Annotated in this window: 14 protein-coding genes; all 14 read left to right on the forward strand. The window is 66.8% G+C overall.

What is annotated here, in order from left to right:
- Positions 1-649, forward strand: a 649-nt coding sequence (locus AC5Y4T_RS25265; RefSeq protein ID WP_499956014.1) for a transglycosylase SLT domain-containing protein, incomplete at its 5' end; no start/stop codon positions are given.
- Positions 650-701: 52 nt separating this feature from the next.
- Positions 702-1,763, forward strand: coding sequence for a C40 family peptidase (locus AC5Y4T_RS25270; RefSeq protein ID WP_083179935.1), 1,062 nt, complete (start codon positions 702-704; stop codon positions 1,761-1,763).
- A 60-nt stretch (positions 1,764-1,823) separates the two neighbouring features.
- Positions 1,824-3,365 (forward strand): type VII secretion protein EccB, encoded by a 1,542-nt coding sequence (eccB, locus tag AC5Y4T_RS25275; protein ID WP_499956018.1) that lies wholly within the window; start codon positions 1,824-1,826, stop codon positions 3,363-3,365.
- Complete coding sequence (gene eccCa, locus AC5Y4T_RS25280; RefSeq protein WP_499956020.1) at positions 3,362-7,573, forward strand: type VII secretion protein EccCa; 4,212 nt, start codon at positions 3,362-3,364, stop codon at positions 7,571-7,573. Before eccB ends, eccCa begins: the two co-directional genes overlap by 4 nt.
- Before the next feature lie 96 nt (positions 7,574-7,669).
- Positions 7,670-7,966 carry a PE family protein gene (locus AC5Y4T_RS25285; protein WP_047324169.1) on the forward strand — a complete coding sequence of 99 codons (297 nt, stop codon included), beginning with the start codon at positions 7,670-7,672 and terminating at the stop codon, positions 7,964-7,966.
- A gap of 24 nt (positions 7,967-7,990) precedes the next feature.
- Positions 7,991-9,151, forward strand: coding sequence for a PPE family protein (locus tag AC5Y4T_RS25290; protein ID WP_047324160.1), 1,161 nt, complete (start codon positions 7,991-7,993; stop codon positions 9,149-9,151).
- 141 nt (positions 9,152-9,292) lie between these two features.
- Complete coding sequence (locus tag AC5Y4T_RS25295; RefSeq protein WP_047324161.1) at positions 9,293-9,589, forward strand: WXG100 family type VII secretion target; 297 nt, start codon at positions 9,293-9,295, stop codon at positions 9,587-9,589.
- A 43-nt stretch (positions 9,590-9,632) separates the two neighbouring features.
- On the forward strand, positions 9,633-9,917 hold the full coding sequence (locus AC5Y4T_RS25300; protein WP_047324162.1) for a WXG100 family type VII secretion target: 285 nt from the start codon (positions 9,633-9,635) through the stop codon (positions 9,915-9,917).
- 81 nt (positions 9,918-9,998) lie between these two features.
- Positions 9,999-10,922, forward strand: a complete 924-nt coding sequence (locus tag AC5Y4T_RS25305) for an ESX secretion-associated protein EspG (RefSeq protein ID WP_047324163.1) — start codon at positions 9,999-10,001, stop codon at positions 10,920-10,922.
- 126 nt (positions 10,923-11,048) lie between these two features.
- Complete coding sequence (locus tag AC5Y4T_RS25310) at positions 11,049-12,557, forward strand: MinD/ParA family ATP-binding protein (protein WP_047324164.1); 1,509 nt, start codon at positions 11,049-11,051, stop codon at positions 12,555-12,557.
- Positions 12,554-14,071: a type VII secretion integral membrane protein EccD gene (gene eccD / locus AC5Y4T_RS25315; protein ID WP_499956024.1), complete on the forward strand. Its 1,518-nt coding sequence runs from the start codon at positions 12,554-12,556 to the stop codon at positions 14,069-14,071. Before AC5Y4T_RS25310 ends, eccD begins: the two co-directional genes overlap by 4 nt.
- A 14-nt stretch (positions 14,072-14,085) precedes the next feature.
- Complete coding sequence (gene mycP / locus AC5Y4T_RS25320; protein ID WP_499956026.1) at positions 14,086-15,807, forward strand: type VII secretion-associated serine protease mycosin; 1,722 nt, start codon at positions 14,086-14,088, stop codon at positions 15,805-15,807.
- Entirely contained in the window at positions 15,807-17,399 is a 1,593-nt protein-coding gene (gene eccE / locus AC5Y4T_RS25325) for a type VII secretion protein EccE (protein ID WP_047323686.1), read from the forward strand. Before mycP ends, eccE begins: the two co-directional genes overlap by 1 nt.
- A 21-nt stretch (positions 17,400-17,420) precedes the next feature.
- The gene (eccA, locus tag AC5Y4T_RS25330; RefSeq protein ID WP_499956028.1) at positions 17,421-19,253 is read left to right on the forward strand and encodes a type VII secretion AAA-ATPase EccA; all 1,833 of its coding nucleotides are present in this window, start codon (positions 17,421-17,423) and stop codon (positions 19,251-19,253) included.
- Positions 19,254-19,361: the final 108 nt, after the last annotated feature.

Consider the following 19,361-nt stretch of genomic DNA (forward strand, 5'->3'; position numbering starts at 1 on the left):
CGGCATGCCGCTTTCGGGGCTGGGGGGCTTGATGGGCGGCGCCGGCGGCGGCGGGGGCGGGCTGAGCGGCTTGAGCGGGCTGGCGTCACTTCCGGCCTCGCTGGTGGGGCACGGGATGGGTGGGCGCCGGTCGGCGCAATGGAGCGCGGCTGAACCCAGCGGACGTGAAGCGCTGGGCGCTGCCGGCGTGGATCGCGGCGCTATCCCGTTGTCGGAGGTCTCTTTTGAAGGCAAAGGCGTGTGGGCTAGTGGGCGCGGCGCGATGCGCCGCTACTTGGAAGAAGCGCTGGATCGCATGGGGATCACTGACCCGCGGGCTCGGGCGAACTGGATGGAAGGTATGACCACCATCGCCGACCATGAATCCAGTTATCGGGCCAACGCGATCAATTTGTCTGATACCAACGCGCATGGGGCCCGCCAGGTCGACGGGGGTCCTTTGCATGCGACACGGGGTCCGTGGCAGGTGATGCCGGATACGTTCGCCCGGTACCACCAGCGGGGTACCTCGAACCACATTTGGGATCCGGTGGCCAATGCGTGCGCGTCGATGAACTATCAGATGGCTCGCTATGGGGTCGCCCATGACGGGCATAACCAGAAGGCCAAAGTGGGGCAGGCCAACTGGAATATCCACCACGGCTACTAACTGGGTGTGTTTGGCTGTGGCCGGGGGGATTTCGCCGGGTTAATTTTGGTGGGTGAGTGTTGCGGCGTTTGTGGCTGGGGTGGACCGGCTGCTGACTCGTGGTCACGGGTTGTTTCCTGCCGGGCATGGCGCTGCGGGGGGCCAGGTGTTCGCCGCCGGTGGTGACCGGGGTCCGGTGCCGGCCGCTCCGGCTGGCGGAGATAGCAGCTTGACTGGTGGCGCGACAGCGGCCGGGGGCACCTACCAGCGCGCGCACGTGACCGCGGCCGGGTTTGATACGAACTCGGGGGAGACCGTCGATGCAGGGGGTGCGGTCGGTGTGCAGGGGCGGGCCGCCTCGGGGGTGATTCGCGATCAGGCCCGCGCGGTGGGGGCGGCCACGGCAGGGTTGGGTGGTTCTCCGGCGGGTGCGCGGCTGATCATGGCCACGATGGATCAGCATTTGGAGGCGATGCAGCGCCAGTTGGATCAGACCACGGCGCAAAACCGGTTGTTGGCGCTGCGGCTGCGGCAGCTGGCCGCGGGCTATCGCGGGATGGGTTCACCGGGCGTGGGCGGCATGCCGCTTTCGGGGCTGGGTGGCTTGATGGGCGGCGCCGGCGGCGGCGGGGGCGGGCTGAGCGGCTTGAGCGGGCTCGGTGGGGTTGCCTCGGGGATACCTGCGACGTTGATGAGCAGCCTGACCCGCGGCGGCGCCGGGGGTCAGCAGGGCGGCAGTGAGCGCGAATCCGTGCTGGCCGGTGACGGTCGCGGTAGCGGGACGGCGCTGCGCGCGGTGCAGTACGCCGAGACGAAATTGGGGGACCCCTACGTGTGGGGTGCGGTCGGGCCCCGCACCTATGACTGCTCGGGCCTGGTCATGGACTCCTACGCTCACGCCGGGGTGCACTTGCCGCGCATGACTTACGACATGATTCACCACGGCACGCTGGTAGATCGCGCTGATGTGCGCGCCGGTGACTTGGTGTTTTCCAACTTCTCGAGCAGGGGGCCTGAGCATGTGCAGCTCGCCGTGTCCTCGACGAAAGTGATCGAGGCGCCCACCCCGGGTGGACATGTCCAATATTCGAACTTTCCACATGGCCGTGTGGTGGTGAAACGCATTGTCGGGTAACGATTTTCGGGCGCTCTGTGCGGTCGCGAGCTGGTGGCGTAATCGACGACAGGTAGGTATGTGACGGTGGTTGAACCGGGAGCGGGCAAGGGCGACGAGTCGCGGTGGCGCGGGCGCGGCCTGGGGTTGTCGACACGGGTGCAGGTGTCGGGGCACATGTTTTTTGCCCGCCGGGCGGTGTTGGCGATGACGCGGCGGCGGGTTCGGATGGAAGCCGAGCCGGGCCGGCGACAGTCGATGTCGTTGTTGGCGGGCGTAACGATCACCGCGGTGCTGTGTCTGGGGGCCTTGTTCTGGTCGTTGATTCGCCCGGCCGGGTCGGCGGGGCAGGCGCGGATTGTGGCCGATCAGGACTCCGGTGCCCTGTATGTGCGCGTCGGGGACAAGCTGTATCCGGCGCTGAATTTATCCTCGGCGCGGCTGATCGTCGGGGAGGCGTCGACCCCGGTTCGGGTGCGGCGCAGTGAGATCGAGGCACACCCGCGCGGCCCCCTGGTCGGTATTGCCGGCGCTCCGCAAGATATGGCGGTGACCTCGCCGGGCCGCTCGTCGTGGCTGGTGTGCGATGAGATCACCAAGGCGTTCGGGGCGGCAGCGCCAGAACCGGTGACGGTGACCGTCATTGACGGCCAGCCGGAGTTGGGTCCGCGCCGCCACGTGTTGAGTGCTGATGATGCGCTGGTGCGCCGCTATGGGGACGCGGTGTGGTTGATCCGCGACGGCCGGCGTTCGTTGATCAACCAGGGTGCCCGCGCGGTGCTGTTGGCGTTGGGATTGGGTGAGGACGCGGTGTCGGGGTCTCGCCCGATGAGCCGGGCGCTGTTTGATGCTATTCCGGTGGGCCCGGAGTTGTCGGTGCCGGTGATCGCGGGTGCGGGGTTACCGGCGCGGTTCGCCGGGGCGCCGGGTCCGATCGGGACGGTGGTGTCGACTCCTCAGGTGGGTGGTCAGACCGCCTACTCGGTGGTGCTCGCCGACGGCGTGCAGCCGGTCTCGCCGGTGGTGGCTCAGGTGCTGCAAAACGCCGGTCCCGCGGGGGCGGCGATGCCGGTGGTGGCCGGGCCGGTGTTGGCCAAGCTGCCGGTGGTGCGGACGCTGGACTTGTCGGCGTTTCCGGCCGCGCCCCCGCACGTGGTGGACAGCCAGCTCAACGCGGCCGCCTGCTGGCATTGGGAGAAGGTGGACGGGGAGTCGATGGCGACCACGTCGGTGATCGCTGGCCCGACCATCCCGGTGGCCGAGGACCAGGCGGACAAGGTGGTCGATTTGGTGAAAACACCCGGCACCCAGATGCAGGCCGACCGCGTCTATCTGGGTCCGGAATACGCCAATTATGTGGTATCCACCGGCAATTCGCCCTCAGCGAGCACGCTGGAGTCGTTGTGGTGGATTTCCGAATCCGGTGTGCGATTCGGGGTTCCGCGCGAAGAGGACACCATGAACGCGCTGGGCCTGAAGAAACACACTCCCAACCCGGCACCGTGGCTGACGCTGCGGCTGCTGGCCGCTGGGCCGGCACTGTCGCGCGCTGATGCGCTGGTGCGCCACAACACCTTGCCTGTCGACGCCAACCCGGCCGAACTGGAGGTCCCCAAGTCATGAAACATGGGTTTGCCCGCAAAGAGACTGCTGAGGCGCCGCCGTTTCGGCCAGAGACCATTGAGTTGCCGACGCCGCTGAAAGTGCCGCCGCCGCAGAGCAAACCGCTGTGGTCGGTGGTGTTGATCGTCGGGCTGATGGGTCTGGTGGGGGCGATGGTCTGGGTGTCGTTCGCCAGCGGGGCACGCACGTTCACCGGGGGAGGCTCATTGTTCCCGGTCGTAATGGTGGGCGGTCTGATGGCGATGCTGTTCGGTGGACGCGGTGGCTCGCAGGAGATGTCGCGCTCGAAACTGGATGCGCTGCGGGCGCGGTTTTGCATGATCATGGACGAGTTGCGGGGAACCACCTCGGAGTTGGCTGACCGGCTCGATGAGAACTACCGCTGGTATCACCCGGCACCGGACACGCTGGAAGCCAGCGTGGGCAGTGTGCGGATGTGGGAGCGCAAGCCCAACGGCGGTGATGCCTGGTTCGGGGTGGCCCGGGTGGGGCGGGGCATGACTGACTTGGTGGAGTCGCACGCCGCGGTGTTCGCCGAACCACAAGACGCGCCGACCGATATCGAGCTCGAGCCAGTGACCGGAAAAGTGCTGCAGGAGTTCATGCAGTACCAGACGGTGGCCTACGGGGTGCCCGCACTGGTGTCACTGATGGTCGAGCCTGGCTATGAGCTGCGCGGCCCACGCGAGCGGGTGCTGGGGTTGATGCGCGCGATATTGTGCCAGTTGGTGTTTTTCCACGGGCCTGATCATTTGCGGCTGGTGGTGGTCACCGCGGATGCGGCTGAGTGGGATTGGGTCAAGTGGTTGCCGCACGCCGGCGATGCCCTCCTCGAGGATGGTGCGGGGCCGGTGCGGATGGTGTATGGGTCGGTTAACGATTTCTTGGCCGCGCAGTCCGAGGCGCTGGGGTTACGGGCGCGCGGGGACTTTAGGGCTCGCCTGGGGGCGTCGAAGGAACCGATTAACCCGTTGCCGCACACCGTAATTGTGTGCGACACCGAGGTGGGCTGGGATCGTTTCGGGAGTTCCGAAGGGGTCAATGGGTTGACGTTTTTTGACGTGCGCGGCTCGAGTCGGGTTCCGGCGTGCCGTGATCCGCGCCGCGTGCTGCATATCGGGGACAACGGGGTGGTTTCGGCGGTGCCGCGAGACCCGGTGACCTGGGATGCCCAGGGCAATGAGCCGCAGTTTTTTGCCTATGCAGATCAGGTCAGCCGCGATGCGGCTGAGACGTTCGCCGAGCGCATGTCGCGCTGGCGGCTGGCTGAGGCCTATGAGGCGATCGAAATTGATACCGGGCAGCGGGTGATGGCCCGAGACATCCTGTCCTACTACGGCATTGAGGATGCCGCCCATATTGATTTTGAAAAGTTGTGGGCTTCGCGCAGTGACATCAACTCGTTGCAGCGGTTGAAAGTGCCGCTGGGTAACCGTGCCGATAACAACGAGCTGTTTTTCATCGACCTCAAAGAGGGCGCGCACGGCGGTCAGGGTCCGCACGGGGTGATGGCCGGCACTACCGGTTCGGGTAAAACGATGATGTTGCGGGCGTTGATCGAGTCGCTGTGCTTGGGGCACCCGCCGCAGAATCTGCAGTTCATGCTGGCCGACCTCAAGGGCGGCTCAGGTGTTCGACCTTTCGCCGGGGTGCCTCACGTGGCGCAGATCATCACCGACCTTGAAGAGGACCAGGGGCTGATGGGCCGCTTCGTCGACGCGCTCGACGGTGAGATCGCGCGGCGTAAGGCCTTGTGCGACATGGCCGGTGCTGATGATGCGACCGAGTACAACAAGATCCGTGCGGATCAGTTGTCGTCGGGGGCGGCGCAGGTGTTGCCGGCGTTGCCGGTGCTGATGGTGGTCATCGACGAGTTCGCCGAGTTGTTCAAGATGATGGGTCGTGAGATCGAGGAGTCGCTGGACCGGATCTGCCGGCAGGGCCGGGCGTATTGGGTGCATCTACACATGGCCAGCCAGCAGATCGACACTCGCGCTGAGCGGCTGTTGGAGAACATGGGATATCGGCTGGCGTTGATGACTAAGACCGCGCAGGCGGCTTCGGCGATCGGCGTGCCGAACGCGGTGAACCTCAAGGGCTCTGGGCAGTGCTATTTCTTGGAGGGCAGCCCGCAAAACGGTATCTTGACGAAGTTTCAGGGCGAGTTCTTGTGGCGCGAGTACCGCAAGCCGGGTACCGAGGACCTCGCTGGCGGCCCGCAGTCAGACGGGGCGGCGGTCAGTTACTTTGCGCCGCAGCTGTTTACCACCGATTTCACTCCGCTGCCGCTGCCGGATGACTCTGATACCTCTGCGACGTCCGATGAGGTGGTCGATGAGGTTGACGGGCTAAGCGAGCAGCAATCCGAGGGGGAGGATGACGAGGGCGGTGTGACGGCGCTGATGCGCCCGCAGGTGGGCCGCATCATCATCGACCAGCTGCGCCGGATCGATTTTGAGCCCTACCAGTTGTGGAAGCCGCCGCTGGATGAGCCGTGGAGCATCGAGAAGCTGGTGAACACCTATTTGGGGCGGCGCTGGGACAGTGAGTATGCCCGTACCCCGAATTTGGTGTTTCCGATCGGGCTGGTGGACCGGCCGTTCAAGCATGACCAGCATCCATTGACCGTCGATGTGTCGGGCGCGGGTGCCAACGTGGCGATCGTCGGCGCGCAGGGCGCGGGCAAGACCACCGCGCTGCAGAATCTGATTTGCGCGGCCGCCATGACCCACACCCCCGAGCAGGTGCAGTTCTATTGCTTGGCGTTTTCCTCTGCGGCGCTGGGCAGCGTGGCCGGCCTGCCGCATGTGGGTGGGGTGGCGATGTCGCTCGATGGTGACGGCGTGCGCCGCACGGTGGCCGAGATGTCGGAGCTGCTGGCCTCGCGCAAGCGCAGTTTCGAAGCGACCGGTGTGATGTCGATGGAGGTGTTTCGCCGCCGCAAGGCTGGTCGTGAATCGGGTCCGCTGCCCGATGACGGCCACGGCGATGTGTTTGTGGTGATCGATAACTATGCGGCGGTGGCCAGCGAGTATCCCGAACTGGTGGAAAACCAGGTGAACCGGCTGATCAAGGAGGGGCCGACGTTCGGCATTCACGTGGTCGTCGCGGTCACCAAGACCACCGACCTGCAGGTGATGGTGCGCGGCAACTTCGGCTCCCGGGTAGAGCTGCGCCTGGCCGATGTCAACGACGCGGCGCTGGTCGCTAAGCCGCGCTTGGCCGCGGCGGTTCCTTCGCGGCCAGGGCGCGGCATGATCGGGCAGAACTATGAGCGCGCCGGCGTGGAGCCGGTGGGGTTGCACACCCTGATGGCGCGCCCCGCGCTGGAGTCCACGGATGCTGAGGTGTTCGACTCGCGCAGCGTGGTCGCAGCGGTCAACCGTGTGGCCGGAGGGTTCACCGCGGCACCCAAGGTGCGCCGGCTGCCTCAGCGGGTGGCGGCGGGCGAGCTGGCCGCGCTGGCGGCCTCGGATCCGCGCAGCGCCTCGACGATGGTGTGGGCGCTCAATGAGACCGAACATCCGGCGTTCTTCGACGGTCAGCACCTGATGATCACCGGGCAGGCCAAGTGTGGTCGGACCACGACCTGTGCGACGTTGATGCGCGAGATTGGGCGGGTCTACGCCCCGGGTGCGGAGGGGGCGGCACAGGATGCCGGGCGCCCGGCCGCGCAGGTGTGGCTGGTGGATCCGCGCCGCCAGCTGCTCAATGTGCTCGGGCCTGAGTATGTGCACCGGTTCGCCACCACACCGCAGGCGGTCAAGCAGCGCATGGAGGAGTTGGCGCAGGTCTTGGCGCCGCGGATGCCCAGCGATGATGTGTCGGTCGCTCAGATCGGCCAGCGGCACTGGGAAGGCCCGGAGATTTTTTTGGTCATCGACGATTCGGAGCGCTTGCCCGCGGGATATGACTCGCCACTGGTCCCGATCGCGCCGTTTGTCCAGGCGGGCTCTGATGTGGGGTTGCACATCATCTATACCCGGCTGTTCGGGCCGTTCATGTCGGGGATGGGCGATCCGCTCGTCAGGCTGCTTCGTGACGCGACCGAGCCGCTGCTGGTGATGGACTCTGATCCCGACCAAGGTTTCGTCAAGGCGAAATGGAAGGGACATTCCATGCCACGGGGCCGCGGATTCTTGATGAATACCGGCGATTCGGGCGAATCGGGAATTTATGTGCAAGTAGCCGAGACTGCGGTGGGATAGATCGCTGATGGGCCGCGCGTAAGTCGGCGAGCGTCGATACACTTTTGTCATCAGGCCGGGTAAATGGTCCGGCCGGGTTGGTTGTGGGAGGGTTCCATGTTTGTCGAAGCGTTGCCTGCGGGGATTGATGAGGCCGCCTCCGGGCTGTCTGGACTCGGGTCGACGGTAGCGGCGGGCAACGCCGCGGCCGCAGCTCCCATCATGGGTGTGGTGCCTCCGGCACCGGAGCCGGCCTCGGTGCTGTTGGCGGCGGCGTTCGGCGTGCACGGCGGGGTGTATCAGGTGACGCAGGCGATCGGGTCGGTGGTGCACTCGATGTTTGTCTCGACAATGGGCATCAGCTCGGCCGACTATGCCGCAACTGAGGCGCTGAACACCGTCGCGATGGTCTGACCTGCGGGTCCGTAGCACGTAGCCATGCCGGATTACGAGGTTCCTCCCGAGATCAACTCCGGTCGGATGTATGTCGGCCTGGGTTCGGCGTCTCTAATGGAGTCGGCGGCGGCCTGGCAGGCGCTAGCGGCGCAGCTCGGGTCGGCGGGAGCGGCGTTTCAGGCGGTGATCGAGGCTCTGACCAGCACCGCGTGGCTGGGTCCGTCGTCGATGACGATGGCGTTGGCCGCGGCCCCCTACGTGGTGTGGATGATCGCCACCGCCGAACAATGCCAGGCAGCGGCGCTGGCTGCCGCGGGGGCGGCCGATGCGTTCGAGGCGGCGCGGGCCGGCGTGGTGCCCCCGCCGGTGATCGCCCAGAACCGGGCCCAGCTGGTGGCGCTGCTCAACACCAACTTCATGGGCTTTAACACCCCAGCGATCATGGCCAACGAAGCCCATTACGGGCAGATGTGGGCACAAGACACCGCGACGATGTACAGCTTCGCCGGGCAAGCTGCCGGGATCACCGGCACGCTGGTGCCGTTCACCCCGCCGCTGCCGAACTCCGACCCGATCGGGCTGGCAGCCCAAGCTGCCGCGCTGGGGCAATCGGGTGGTACCGCCGCCGGGCAGCAGCCGATGAATTTCGCCAGCAGCGCGGGTAGCTTGCCTGCCGGTTTGGACGGCGAAACCATGTTGTCGATGGGCCCACAGCTGGTCAGCACCATTCCTCAAGCGCTGCAGGGGCTTGCCTCACCGCTGAGCCAAGGACTGGGGGGCGGCGGCCTGGGCCAGTTCCAGTCGCTGCTGAGCCCGTTCATGAGTTTCATGAATCCGGGCATGTTCGGAGCCGGCGGGACCTCGGCGGCCTTAACGGGTGCCGGCGGGCCGGGGCTGGCCGGGCTGGGCGGGGCGGCCGCCGAAGTCGAGGCCGTGGCCGGAGGGGCTGGCTCGTTGGGCGGATTATCGGTGCCGGCGACCTGGACTGCTGGCAGTGGGGTCGAGTCCGCGAGCGCGGCGCGGGCGGTCGCCCCGGTGGCCGCTTCGGGTGGTGGCGGGGTGGCCGCGGCAGCGCCCGCGACCACGGGAGGATCGGGCATGTATGGAGGGACCCCGATGGCGGCAGGTTTGCACGGCCGCGGTAACGATAGTGACGGCGCCCCGCGGTATGGAAAGCCGGTCAAAGTCGTGCGCCGAAGCTAGCCCATATAAGAGAGCATCAATGCCAGGAAAAATTCGCACAAATAGCTTTCGCCGACCGTTGCCGGGCGTCAGATCAGGCCAATAGACTGGCCCTACAGCAACACTGAATTAAATCACCCAGGCTTTAAGGAGAGCGTTATTATGGCCACCCGTTTTATGACCGACCCGCACGCGATGCGTGACATGGCCGGCCGGTTCGAAACGCACGCCCAGACCGTGGAAGACGAAGCCCGCAAGATGTGGGCCTCCTCGCAGAACATCGCAGGCGCCGGCTGGAGTGGGCAGGCCCAGGCGACCTCCTACGACACGATGGGGCAGATGAACCAGGCGTTCCGCAACATCGTCAACATGCTTCACGGGGTGCGCGACGGGCTGATCCGCGACGCCAACAACTACGAGCAGCAAGAGCAGGCCTCCCAGCAGATCCTGAGCAGCTAACTGCCAGGCCCCTACCCACCTTTCACACAAGGAGACTTCAGCCATGTCGATCAACTACCAGTTCGGTGATGTCGATGCCCACGGCGCTTTGATCCGTGCCCAAGCCGCTTCCCTGGAATCCGAGCACCAAGCGATCGTGCGCGATGTGCTGGCTGCCGGGGATTTCTGGGGTGGCGCCGGCTCGACGGCCTGCCAGGAGTTCATCACCCAGTTGGGCCGCAATTTTCAGGTGATCTACGAGCAGGCCAACGCCCACGGACAAAAGGTCCAGACCGCCGGGTCCAACATGAACAGCACCGACAGCGCCGTCGGGTCTTCATGGGCCTAGCCCGCAGTATTCACAGGCAAGCACGTGGCGGCACCGACAACGGTGCCGCCACGTTTGCGTTAGACGACCTGGAGACCGTCGATGACCACCGCTGACACCACCGCGGCCACCTCCCGCTCCGACATCACCGTCAACCTTGAGGGGTTGTGGCTGTTGCAAGCCATGCTGGGCATCGCCCAACTTGCCCCCGAGCTGCGTGGGCGACCCTACGGCCAAGCTCAAGACACCCAATGGCTGACCGCGCACCCAGGTCTGGCGGTGTTGGTCGACCAGGGAATCGCCGATGAGGGCGCCGTGGTGCGGTCCGATATCGCTGCCCGCATGGCGGTACTTGCCAGCCCCGACGTCGAAATCGTGGTGTTGGTCTCCCACGGCCCGATGAACGTGGTCACCCCGGTGGTGATGGATGATCCGAGCACCTGGCGGGCGATACCAGATGAGCAGCTACGCATCGTGTTGGCCCGCCGCGACGGCCGCTGGGCCTCGGCGGTGCGCGCCGGGTCTTTGATCACTATCGACGACTGTCCCGGCACTGATCAAGAGTGGATAGAACGCCTGATCGTCGAAGCGCTGGACTCGGTGCACCGGGTCGAGCCGGCACGAATCAGCGCGGTCAACGTTCCCCTCGATGACATGCGTAGCGCGGTCAGCGCGCATGCGCACGCCGGCTCGGCCGCGGCCAAGATGGCCGCGCTGCGCTCACTGGGGCTGCGCGGCGGCGCGCTGGCAGAGCTGGGCGCGGCGCTAGAAGATCCACAGGCCGAGGCCCTGGCGTATGCGCGCGCACATGTGGATACCGAAACGGTATGGAGCGAAACGGTGCTGAACCTGCGCGACACCGCCTCGGGGCGGGTGGCGCTGTATCGGCTCAACCCGCCACCGGGCACCCACCAGGAGTGGCTGGCGATCGCCCCGGCCACCCCGGCCCAACTGCATCACGCACTCACGACGGTCTTCGATAGCGTCGGGGTGCGGGCCTGGGCAAGTCACGAACGAATGGCCTGACAAAAGCGGTACCGGCGTGCCAGCAAAGTGTTCTCGATAAATACCGTATGGGCGTGGTATAGCGAGAATTCCGCCCCTAGGATCAGAAGTAGTAAACGCCAGACGCGCCACAGCGATGGGGACCAAATGACTGACAATTCTGACTTCATGTCGCGTTACCTGCCGCCGGAAAACCCCGAGCAGCACCGCGAACATGCCGCACCCACCGACGAGGTCACCGAGGAGGTGTCGTTGTCGGATTTGCGGCTTCCTGAGCCGACCGCACCGCCTGCGCCTCAGGTGCCCTCACCGCAGCTGCCACCGCCGCCGGTGGGCAAATACGAGTTCGCACCGCCGTCTGCGGAGGGCGGTCCGGCCCAGGCCGGGTGGCCGCCAGCGCCGGACACGGCGCCACCAGCAGCCGGCGACACCGAAGGCGCGCACGCGGCGCCCCCGCCGCCGGGCCCGTTAGGAGCGCCAGGCCAGCCCGGATTCGCTGCGCCGCCGCCGGCAGGGCACCCGAATGCGGTGCCCTGGTCGCGGGCTCCTGGCACGGACTTCGCCCCGCCCAGCGGCCCGATCAAACACCAGCCGCCCCCGATTCCGCCGCGCCCGCAGTTCGAACAACGTCAGCCGCCCCCGCAGCGGTGGACACCCCCCAACGTCGACCCAGTCGAACGGTGGGCGCCGCGTGCGGACCTGCAAAGTGTCGGCGCGCCGCGCACCAGACACGTCCAGGTCGAAGAAGTCGTCAAACGGCGCCGCGATCCGGCTGACATGGGTTGGCGCAAAGCGGTTTACGTCTGCACAGGCGGACTGATCAATCTGGGCGCTGGCCCTCACGAGCGCCAGCTCCGTGACTGGAAGGCCCGAGTCACCTCCAACATTCCCGGCAACTACCAGATCGCGGCGGTGTCGGTGAAAGGCGGGGTCGGCAAGACGCGCGTGACCGCCGGTGTGGGCACCGTGTTCGCCGCCGAGCGCAACCAGCAGGTCCTGGCGATCGACGCCGACACCACCTACGGCGGGCTGGGCCGCTTCGTTGACCCCAAGGCACTGAGCTCACTGGGGGATCTTCTTGCCGCTCAAGACATGGTTGTCGACTATCCCAAAGCCCGTCATTTCACTGGACAGAACAAGCAGGGCCTCGAAGTGTTACCGGGCAACCAGAATGTGGCCAACCCAATGGAGTTGAACAAGAAGGTCTTTCATGACACCGTCGCGCTGACGCGCCGGTTTTACCAACTGGCACTGGTCGACTGCGGCGCCGAGGTGGAAACCGAGTTCTTCAAAACCGTGCTGTCCAACACCGACGCGCTGATGATCATCGGCTCCTGCAACGCTGAGGGCGGGCTGGCGATCGAGACGACAGTCGAATGGCTGGCCGCGCGCAACGGCCACGAGCTGCTCAAGCGGTCGGTGATCGTGCTCAACGACATCCATGACTGCGCGACGAAGGCCTTCATCTCCCATATCACCGAGACGGTGGGGCCTCGGGTGCGCTCGGTCAAGACCATCCCGTGGGACCCGCATCTGCGCGACGCCGACACCCTGGACTTTTTGGCTCTGCGTAAAGCCACCCGGTTGGCGTTTTTGGAGCTGGCCGCCGAGCTTGCCGACGGGTTCCCCACCGCTGCGGGGGCGCGAAGCGCGTGACGATCGAACGGCAACGCGACAACCCTGTAACCGCGGCATCCGGTCCGGCTCTGCCCGACCGGGTCTTGGTGGCGGTCATCGCTGGGGCCACCAAGATCGGAGTGGTGTTGGACGCCACCGCGGCGGTGTCGGTGCAATTGACGGCGTTGGTGGACTTGGTCAACACGCGCCTTGCTGAGCTGGGGGAACCACCGTTGGCGGCCACTGCGCGGGGCCGTTGGACCTTGTGCTGGGTCGATGGCAGCCCGCTCAAACCGGGGTTGTCGCTGGCCGCCCAGGGCGTCAGCGATGGCACGCGGCTGTGGCTGCGGTTCGCCCCGGACACCGAGGCACGTATCAATGTCGTCGAGCATGTCACCTCGGCGGTGGCCACCGAGCTCAGTAAGCGCTGGCCGGCAGTCACACCGGTGTGGGCGGCCCGAGTCGGGGCAGCCATGGTGGTCGCCGGTGTGTTGGCCGCAACGGTCTTGCTGGCCCGCTGGCGTTACGGGCACCTCGGCTGGCTGCCAGCCGCCTATGGTGGCGCGCTGGCCGCGGTGCTGCTCGCGGCGGCGGTGATCATCTTGACGCGCCGCGGGACCAGTGTATTGGTGCGTGGTCTTGGTGACACGCTGCTGTTGACCGGCTGCGTACCGGCGGCCGTGGCCGCCGCCGCCGCGGTGCCCGGCCCGGTGGGCGCCCCGCACGCCGCGCTGGGTTTGGCGACCGTATTGGTAGCGGCGCTGTTGGTGGTGCGGTTCACCGGCCGCCATATCGCGTTGGGCACCGCGGTGATCGTGACCGCGGCCGCGGGCGCGGTGATCGGGTTGGTGCGCATGACACTGGTGACCTCAGCTCCGATCCTGCTGACAGTGCTGCTGCTGATGGCGGTGATAGGGATGCATGTATCCCCCACGGTGGCGCGCTGGGCGGCCGGGATTCGATTGCCGGTGTTCCCCTCGGCCTCGGGCCGCTGGATCTTTGAGGCGCGCCCTGATTTGCCGGCCGATCATGCGGTGGCCAGCGGGCAAGTCGCCACGTTCGCCGGCCCAGAGTCGGTGCGTGAGGTCGCGGTGGCCACCGACCGGGCGCACTCCTACCTGAGCGGATTGCTGGTTGCGACAACGGGTTTGGCGGCGGCGTGCAGCGTCGGGTTGTGCGATCCGCACGTGCCGCGACGCTGGCTGCCGCTGGTCTTGGCGGGCCTGGTGGCGGTCGCGGTGCTGCTGCGGGGCCGCTCGTTCACCGACCGCTGGCAGGCGACGATTCTGGCGTTGGCCGCGGTCGCGCTGGTGATCGGGGTGGCCGGGCGCTATGTGCTGGGGTTGTGGACGATGCCCGCACTGCTGGTGGGGGTGTCGGTGATGGTGGCGGTGCCCGTCGCCGGGCTGGTGGCCGGGGTGGTGGTGCCCAACCGCTTCTACACGCCGACGTTCCGCAAAGTCGTGGAGTGGATCGAGTATGTGTGTTTGACCGGCATTTTCCCGTTGGCGTTTTGGCTGATGGGTGTCTTGGCCGCGATCCGGTACCGGTAGCAGGGGTGACTTCGGTGAGTCGTGCGCAACAGGCCTGCGCGGCGGTGTCCGCTGTTGCAGTGGTGGGGTTGACCGGGCTGTGGGCTGCCCCGCCGGCTACCGCAGTGGAGCCCCCACAAATTGATGTGGGCGCAACCCCGCCCGATGGGCCTCCGAGCCCGGATCAGCCGATGCGCCAGGGCGCGTTTTGCCCCAAGGTGGGCACGCTGCCGGGTACGGACTATCGGGTGCAGCCGCACTACATGGACATGCTGGATTTGGGCGAGGCGTGGCGGTTTGGCCGCGGTGCGGGTCAGAAGGTGGCCGTCATCGACACCGGGGTCAGCCCGCATCCGCGGCTGACCGACCTTGTCGGCGGCGGTGACTACGTGGTGGCCGGCGGGGACGGCCTGGCCGATTGTGACGCCCACGGCACGATCGTGGCGTCGCTGATCGCCGCCCAACCGGCCGACGGCAAAACACCGCTTCCCCCGCCGCGCCAGAGCCGTCACCCCGACACGGTGCCCACCACGGAGGCCCCACCTCCACCCCCGCCGCCGCAAACGGTAACCGTGCAGCTGCCACCGCCCCCGCCCCCGCCGCCACCGGACGGGGCCGGGTGGCATCCCCGAGCGACCCCGCAGGTGGTGATGCCCGCCGGTCACGCCAAACTTGCCCCCGAAAGCCCTGGCACAGGACCTGATGACCCGGCCCCGCCTGGACCGCCAGCGCCGCCACCCCCGCCTCCGGGAGCCCCCGCGCCGCCGCCACCGCCGGCGCCGGCAGCGGACGGGTTTTCCGGGGTGGCCCCCGATGTGCAGGTCATTGCGATCCGGCAAAGCTCCAAAGCGTTTAGCCCCAAGGATGCCTTCGCCGGTAACCAGGACCCGGCCACCCGGCGCAAGGCCGGCGATATCCGCACCATGGCACGCGCGATCGTGCATGCGGCCAACATGGGCGCCACGGTGATCAACATTTCGGAGGTGTCGTGTATGACCGCGACCGACATGATCGATCAACGCGATTTGGGGGCGGCGATTCATTACGCCGCGGTGGACCGCAACGTAGTGATCGTGGCCGCGGCCGGCAACGTCGGCAATGAAACCGGTGTCGGTAACGACTGCAAGCAGAACCCGATTTATAACCCGTTGACGCCCAACGATCCTCGCGACTGGGCTGGGGTGACGACGGTGGCCACCCCAGCATGGTTCTCCGATTATGTGCTCACCGTGGGCGCGGTGGATTCCAGCGGCGCTCCGCTGGGCAGCAGCATGGCCGGGCCCTGGGTGTCGATCGCCGCGCCCGGTACCGACGTCGAAGGCCTCTCGCCGCGCGATGACGGGCTGATGAATGCCGTTGAGGGCAACAAGAACACGCTAGTCGCCCAGGCGGGCACATCGTTTTCGGCCGCACTGGTGTCCGGGGTGGCCGCGCTGGTGCGCGCCAAGTACCCCCAGTTGACCGCACATCAGGTGATCAACCGGTTGCTCGCGACAGCGCGGGCGCCAGCGCGCGGGGTGGATAACCAGGTCGGGCACGGCATCGTCGACCCGGTCGCCGCCTTGACCTATGACCTACCGCCTGGTGAACCTGTGGGGCCTCAGCACTTGGCGGCGCCGCTGGTGCTGGCACCGCCGAAGGTGGGCCGCGACATGACCCCGGTGTGGGTGGCCGCCGCCGGGGTCGGCGGGCTTGCGCTGCTGTGCTCGGTGGTACTGGGTTCAGCCGCCCTGATGCGTCGACGAGAGGGCCGGTGATGAAGTCAAATTTCCCGCTGAGTGTGGCTGCGAGCTGGGCGCGGGTCGTAGCGGTGTTCGTCGTCGACGTGGCGGTGATCGCAGCGGGCGCGGCCGCGGCGGGCCGCCCCGGCTGGTGGGTCGGTGTCGGGCTGACCGTGCTGATCACGGTCCTGGTGCTGCTGTGTTGGCGCGGTGCGCCGCTGCTGAGCCTGCTGTGGCGATCGGTGACCGGGCGCCGCCCGCGCGTCGGCGCCGCCGGCGAGCTGGCTGATTACGAGCGCCGCTTCGGGTCCGGGCCGGTCGGAATCCGCGCCGTGGGGCCACATTTGGTGGCAGTGGTCGCAGTCGACGGACCGCCGCATAGTCCCTCGGTGTTGGACTACCCGCGGGTGGAGTCCTTGGCGAAGCTGCCCCTCGAGGCGGTGGCCGCTGGGCTCGATCAGTTCGATGTGCACTTAGAAGGCATCGACATTGTCAGCGTGGGGGCGCGGCGTGCACCTAAAACGCATCACCCGTATGCGCCGGTGTATTCGGCCGAGGTGGGTGATCATCCCGCGGTCGGGCAGCGCCGCACGTGGCTGGTGGTGCGGTTCAACGCCTTGCAGAGTGCTAGGGCGATCGTGTGGCGCGAGTCGGTGGCAGCCACGATGAGCGCGGCCGCCGAATGGCTAGCAGCCGAGCTGACCAGCTTGCGTATCCCGTCACGGGTGCTCAGCGCCGCCCAGATCCGCGCCGCCGATGAGGCACTGCTGGCCGGTATCGACCCGACGGGCCTAGCGTCTGGATGGGGCCGGCTGCGCCATGCAGGCGGCTACGTGCAGACGTATTGGATGTCGCCAGGTGACATATCGAGTACTGCGATCGACCGGCTGTGGGCACCGGATACCGACGCCACCGCGGTTTCGGTCCAGCTGCGTCGTGCCGATAACGGGGCCACCACGGCGGGGGTGATGGTGCGCTACCACACCGGCGGCCCGCTGCCCGAGCCGCCGCTGACGGGCCTAAATCCGCTCGTCGGCCGCCACGACGCTGGGCTGGCCGCGGGTCTGCTGACCGCGGCCACCGGCGGGCTGAACCTGCCGGCCCGCGAGTTGGCCGCTGGGGAGAAGGTGGCGGTCCCGATCGGGGCAACGGGCATCATCGTGGGAACGACCGCCAGCGGGCATCCGCTGCTGGTGGATCTGCACGACCCCACCGAACTGGCGACGGTGACGATCGCCGGGGAGTTCGCGCTGCTGGTGCAGGTGGCGTTGCGGGCAGCCGCGACCGGATACCAGGTGCTGATTTGCACCAAGCAGCCGCAACGCTGGCAACAGGTCACCGGGGTCGGGCTGCAGATGGTGGGGGCGGCAGGCCTCGCTGAGCAGCTACCTCCGTCGCAGTACCCGTACGTGGTGGTCTATGACCGTGTCGGGGGCCCAACACCGGCGGGCGCGGCGGTCACCATACGCACCGTGGGTGCGCGCTCGGCCAGTGGCGCCGATATTCACATCGAGCAGGATGGTCGCGGCGCCGCGGTGATCCGCACGTGGGCATTTCAGTATCGGTTGCGGATCAACCTCGATTACGAGCGCCGCTTGATTGATGCCGGTCCCCGCCGGGCGGCCTAAACGGTTAGATTCGACATCACCATGACAGGTATCGAGGCAGACACTCCGGCCCGCAGCGCATTTCGGCGAGGGCTGCTGGCATCGGGTATTGGTGTGGGCGGCTTAGTGCCCAGCCATAACCGTCAGGTGGCCGCCGAGATGTTCCGCACAGTCACCCGTGCCGAGCCAGGCGTGTGCGATGGCTGGATGGGCCGAGTGCTGGCCGGTGAGGACACGGTGGAGGTGCTGGCGGGGGCGTGGGCGGCCGCAGAAACCTTCGGCTGGGAGATCCGCCGTCTCGGCGTGCTGGGCGGCGATTTCCGCCCACTGGTCTTCGATGGCCTATTTTTGCAGCTACCGATCGGGTCGGTGGATGCGCTGCGCGCCGCGTACGCCACGGTGCTGATCCGTGAAGCCAGCTACAGCCAAGCCGACGCGTTGGTGACTTCGACGGCCAAGCCGACCGATCCCTTCGACGCGGACATGCATACCTATGTGTGCGGGCTGCTGCATTTCCGCACGCAACGCTGGACCGATGTGTTGCGCCTGTTCCCGATCGACAAGCGTTGGTATCGGGCCGAATACGAGTGCGCGGCCACAGCGATGGCCACCACAGCGCTGGCATCACTTGGGGTGTTTGAAGATGCGTTTCGCCGCGGCGAGAGGGCCGCCGGCGATGACCGCGTGCCGCAGGCAGCCACCGTGACGCTCTACACCCAGGCGATGTGTCTTCGCCATCTGGGCCGCGAGGACGAGGCGGCCCAGCTGCTGCGCCGCGTGTATTCACGCGATCCGAAGTTCACCCCGGCCCGCGAAGCGATGGATGACCCCAGCCGGCGCCTGGTGCTCACCGACCCCGAAACCATTGAGGCTCGCACCGACCCGTGGGATCCCGACAGCGCCCCGAGTCGGCTAGAGACTGAGACGGCCCGTGATGCTGAGAAGGCGTCGGAATATTTGGCTGAGGGGCAAGCCGAGCTCGATGCCATGCTGGGCATGGAGACGGCCAAGCGCGAAATCAAACGCATCCGCTCCACCACGAAGGTCAATCTGGCCCGCTCTAAGGTGGGGCTGAGGGTGCCTGTGACCTCGCGGCACACCCTGCTGCTGGGCCCACCTGGGACCGGAAAGACCTCGGTGGCACGGTCTTTCACCAAACAACTGTGCGGGCTGAAGGTGTTGCGCAAGCCGCTGGTGGTGGAGACCAGCCGCGCCAAACTGTTGGGCCGCTACATGGCTGATGCGGAAAAGAACACCGAAGAAATGCTCGAGGGCGCCCTGGGTGGGGCGGTGTTTTTCGACGAGATGCACACCCTGCATGAACGTGGCTACTCCACCGGCGACCCCTACGGCAACGCCATCATCAACACGCTGCTGCTGTACATGGAGAATCACCGCGACGAGCTCGTAGTGTTCGGGGCGGGCTACGCCAAAGCCACCGAACGGATGTTGGAAGTCAATCAAGGTCTGCGCCGGCGGTTTTCGACCGTGATCGAGTTCCACAGCTACACCCCGCCAGAGCTGATCGAGCTGACCAAACTGATGGTGGGTGAAGACGAAGACGTGACTACCGATGAAGCCGTTGAGGTGCTGCGCCCAGACTTCGAGAGGTTCTATGCCGAAGAAACCCTCACTGCCGAAGGCGATTTGATCCGCGGCATCGACGTGCTGGGCAATGCCGGGTTCGTGCGTAACGTGGTCGAAAAAGCCCGCGATCACCGCAACGATCGCCTCGATACTGCCGAGCTCGATGACCTGCTGGCCAGCGACGACGTCGAAGTCACCGACGAGCAGCTGCTGCGGCTGCGCGAACTGACCCGCGAGGATTTAGCCGAAGGGCTGCGCGCCGCGGTCTCTGAAAAGCGCTCCGAGTAAGCCCGTGAAGCCGCGCAGCCGTCTTAGTGCGAACGACAGTGCGTTACTCGAGGCGCTGGTTCCGGTGGGCATCCTGGTGTCGCCCGACGAGATGATGAAGCTGGTGCC

The organism is Mycobacterium sp. NGS11 (assembly GCF_059813315.1).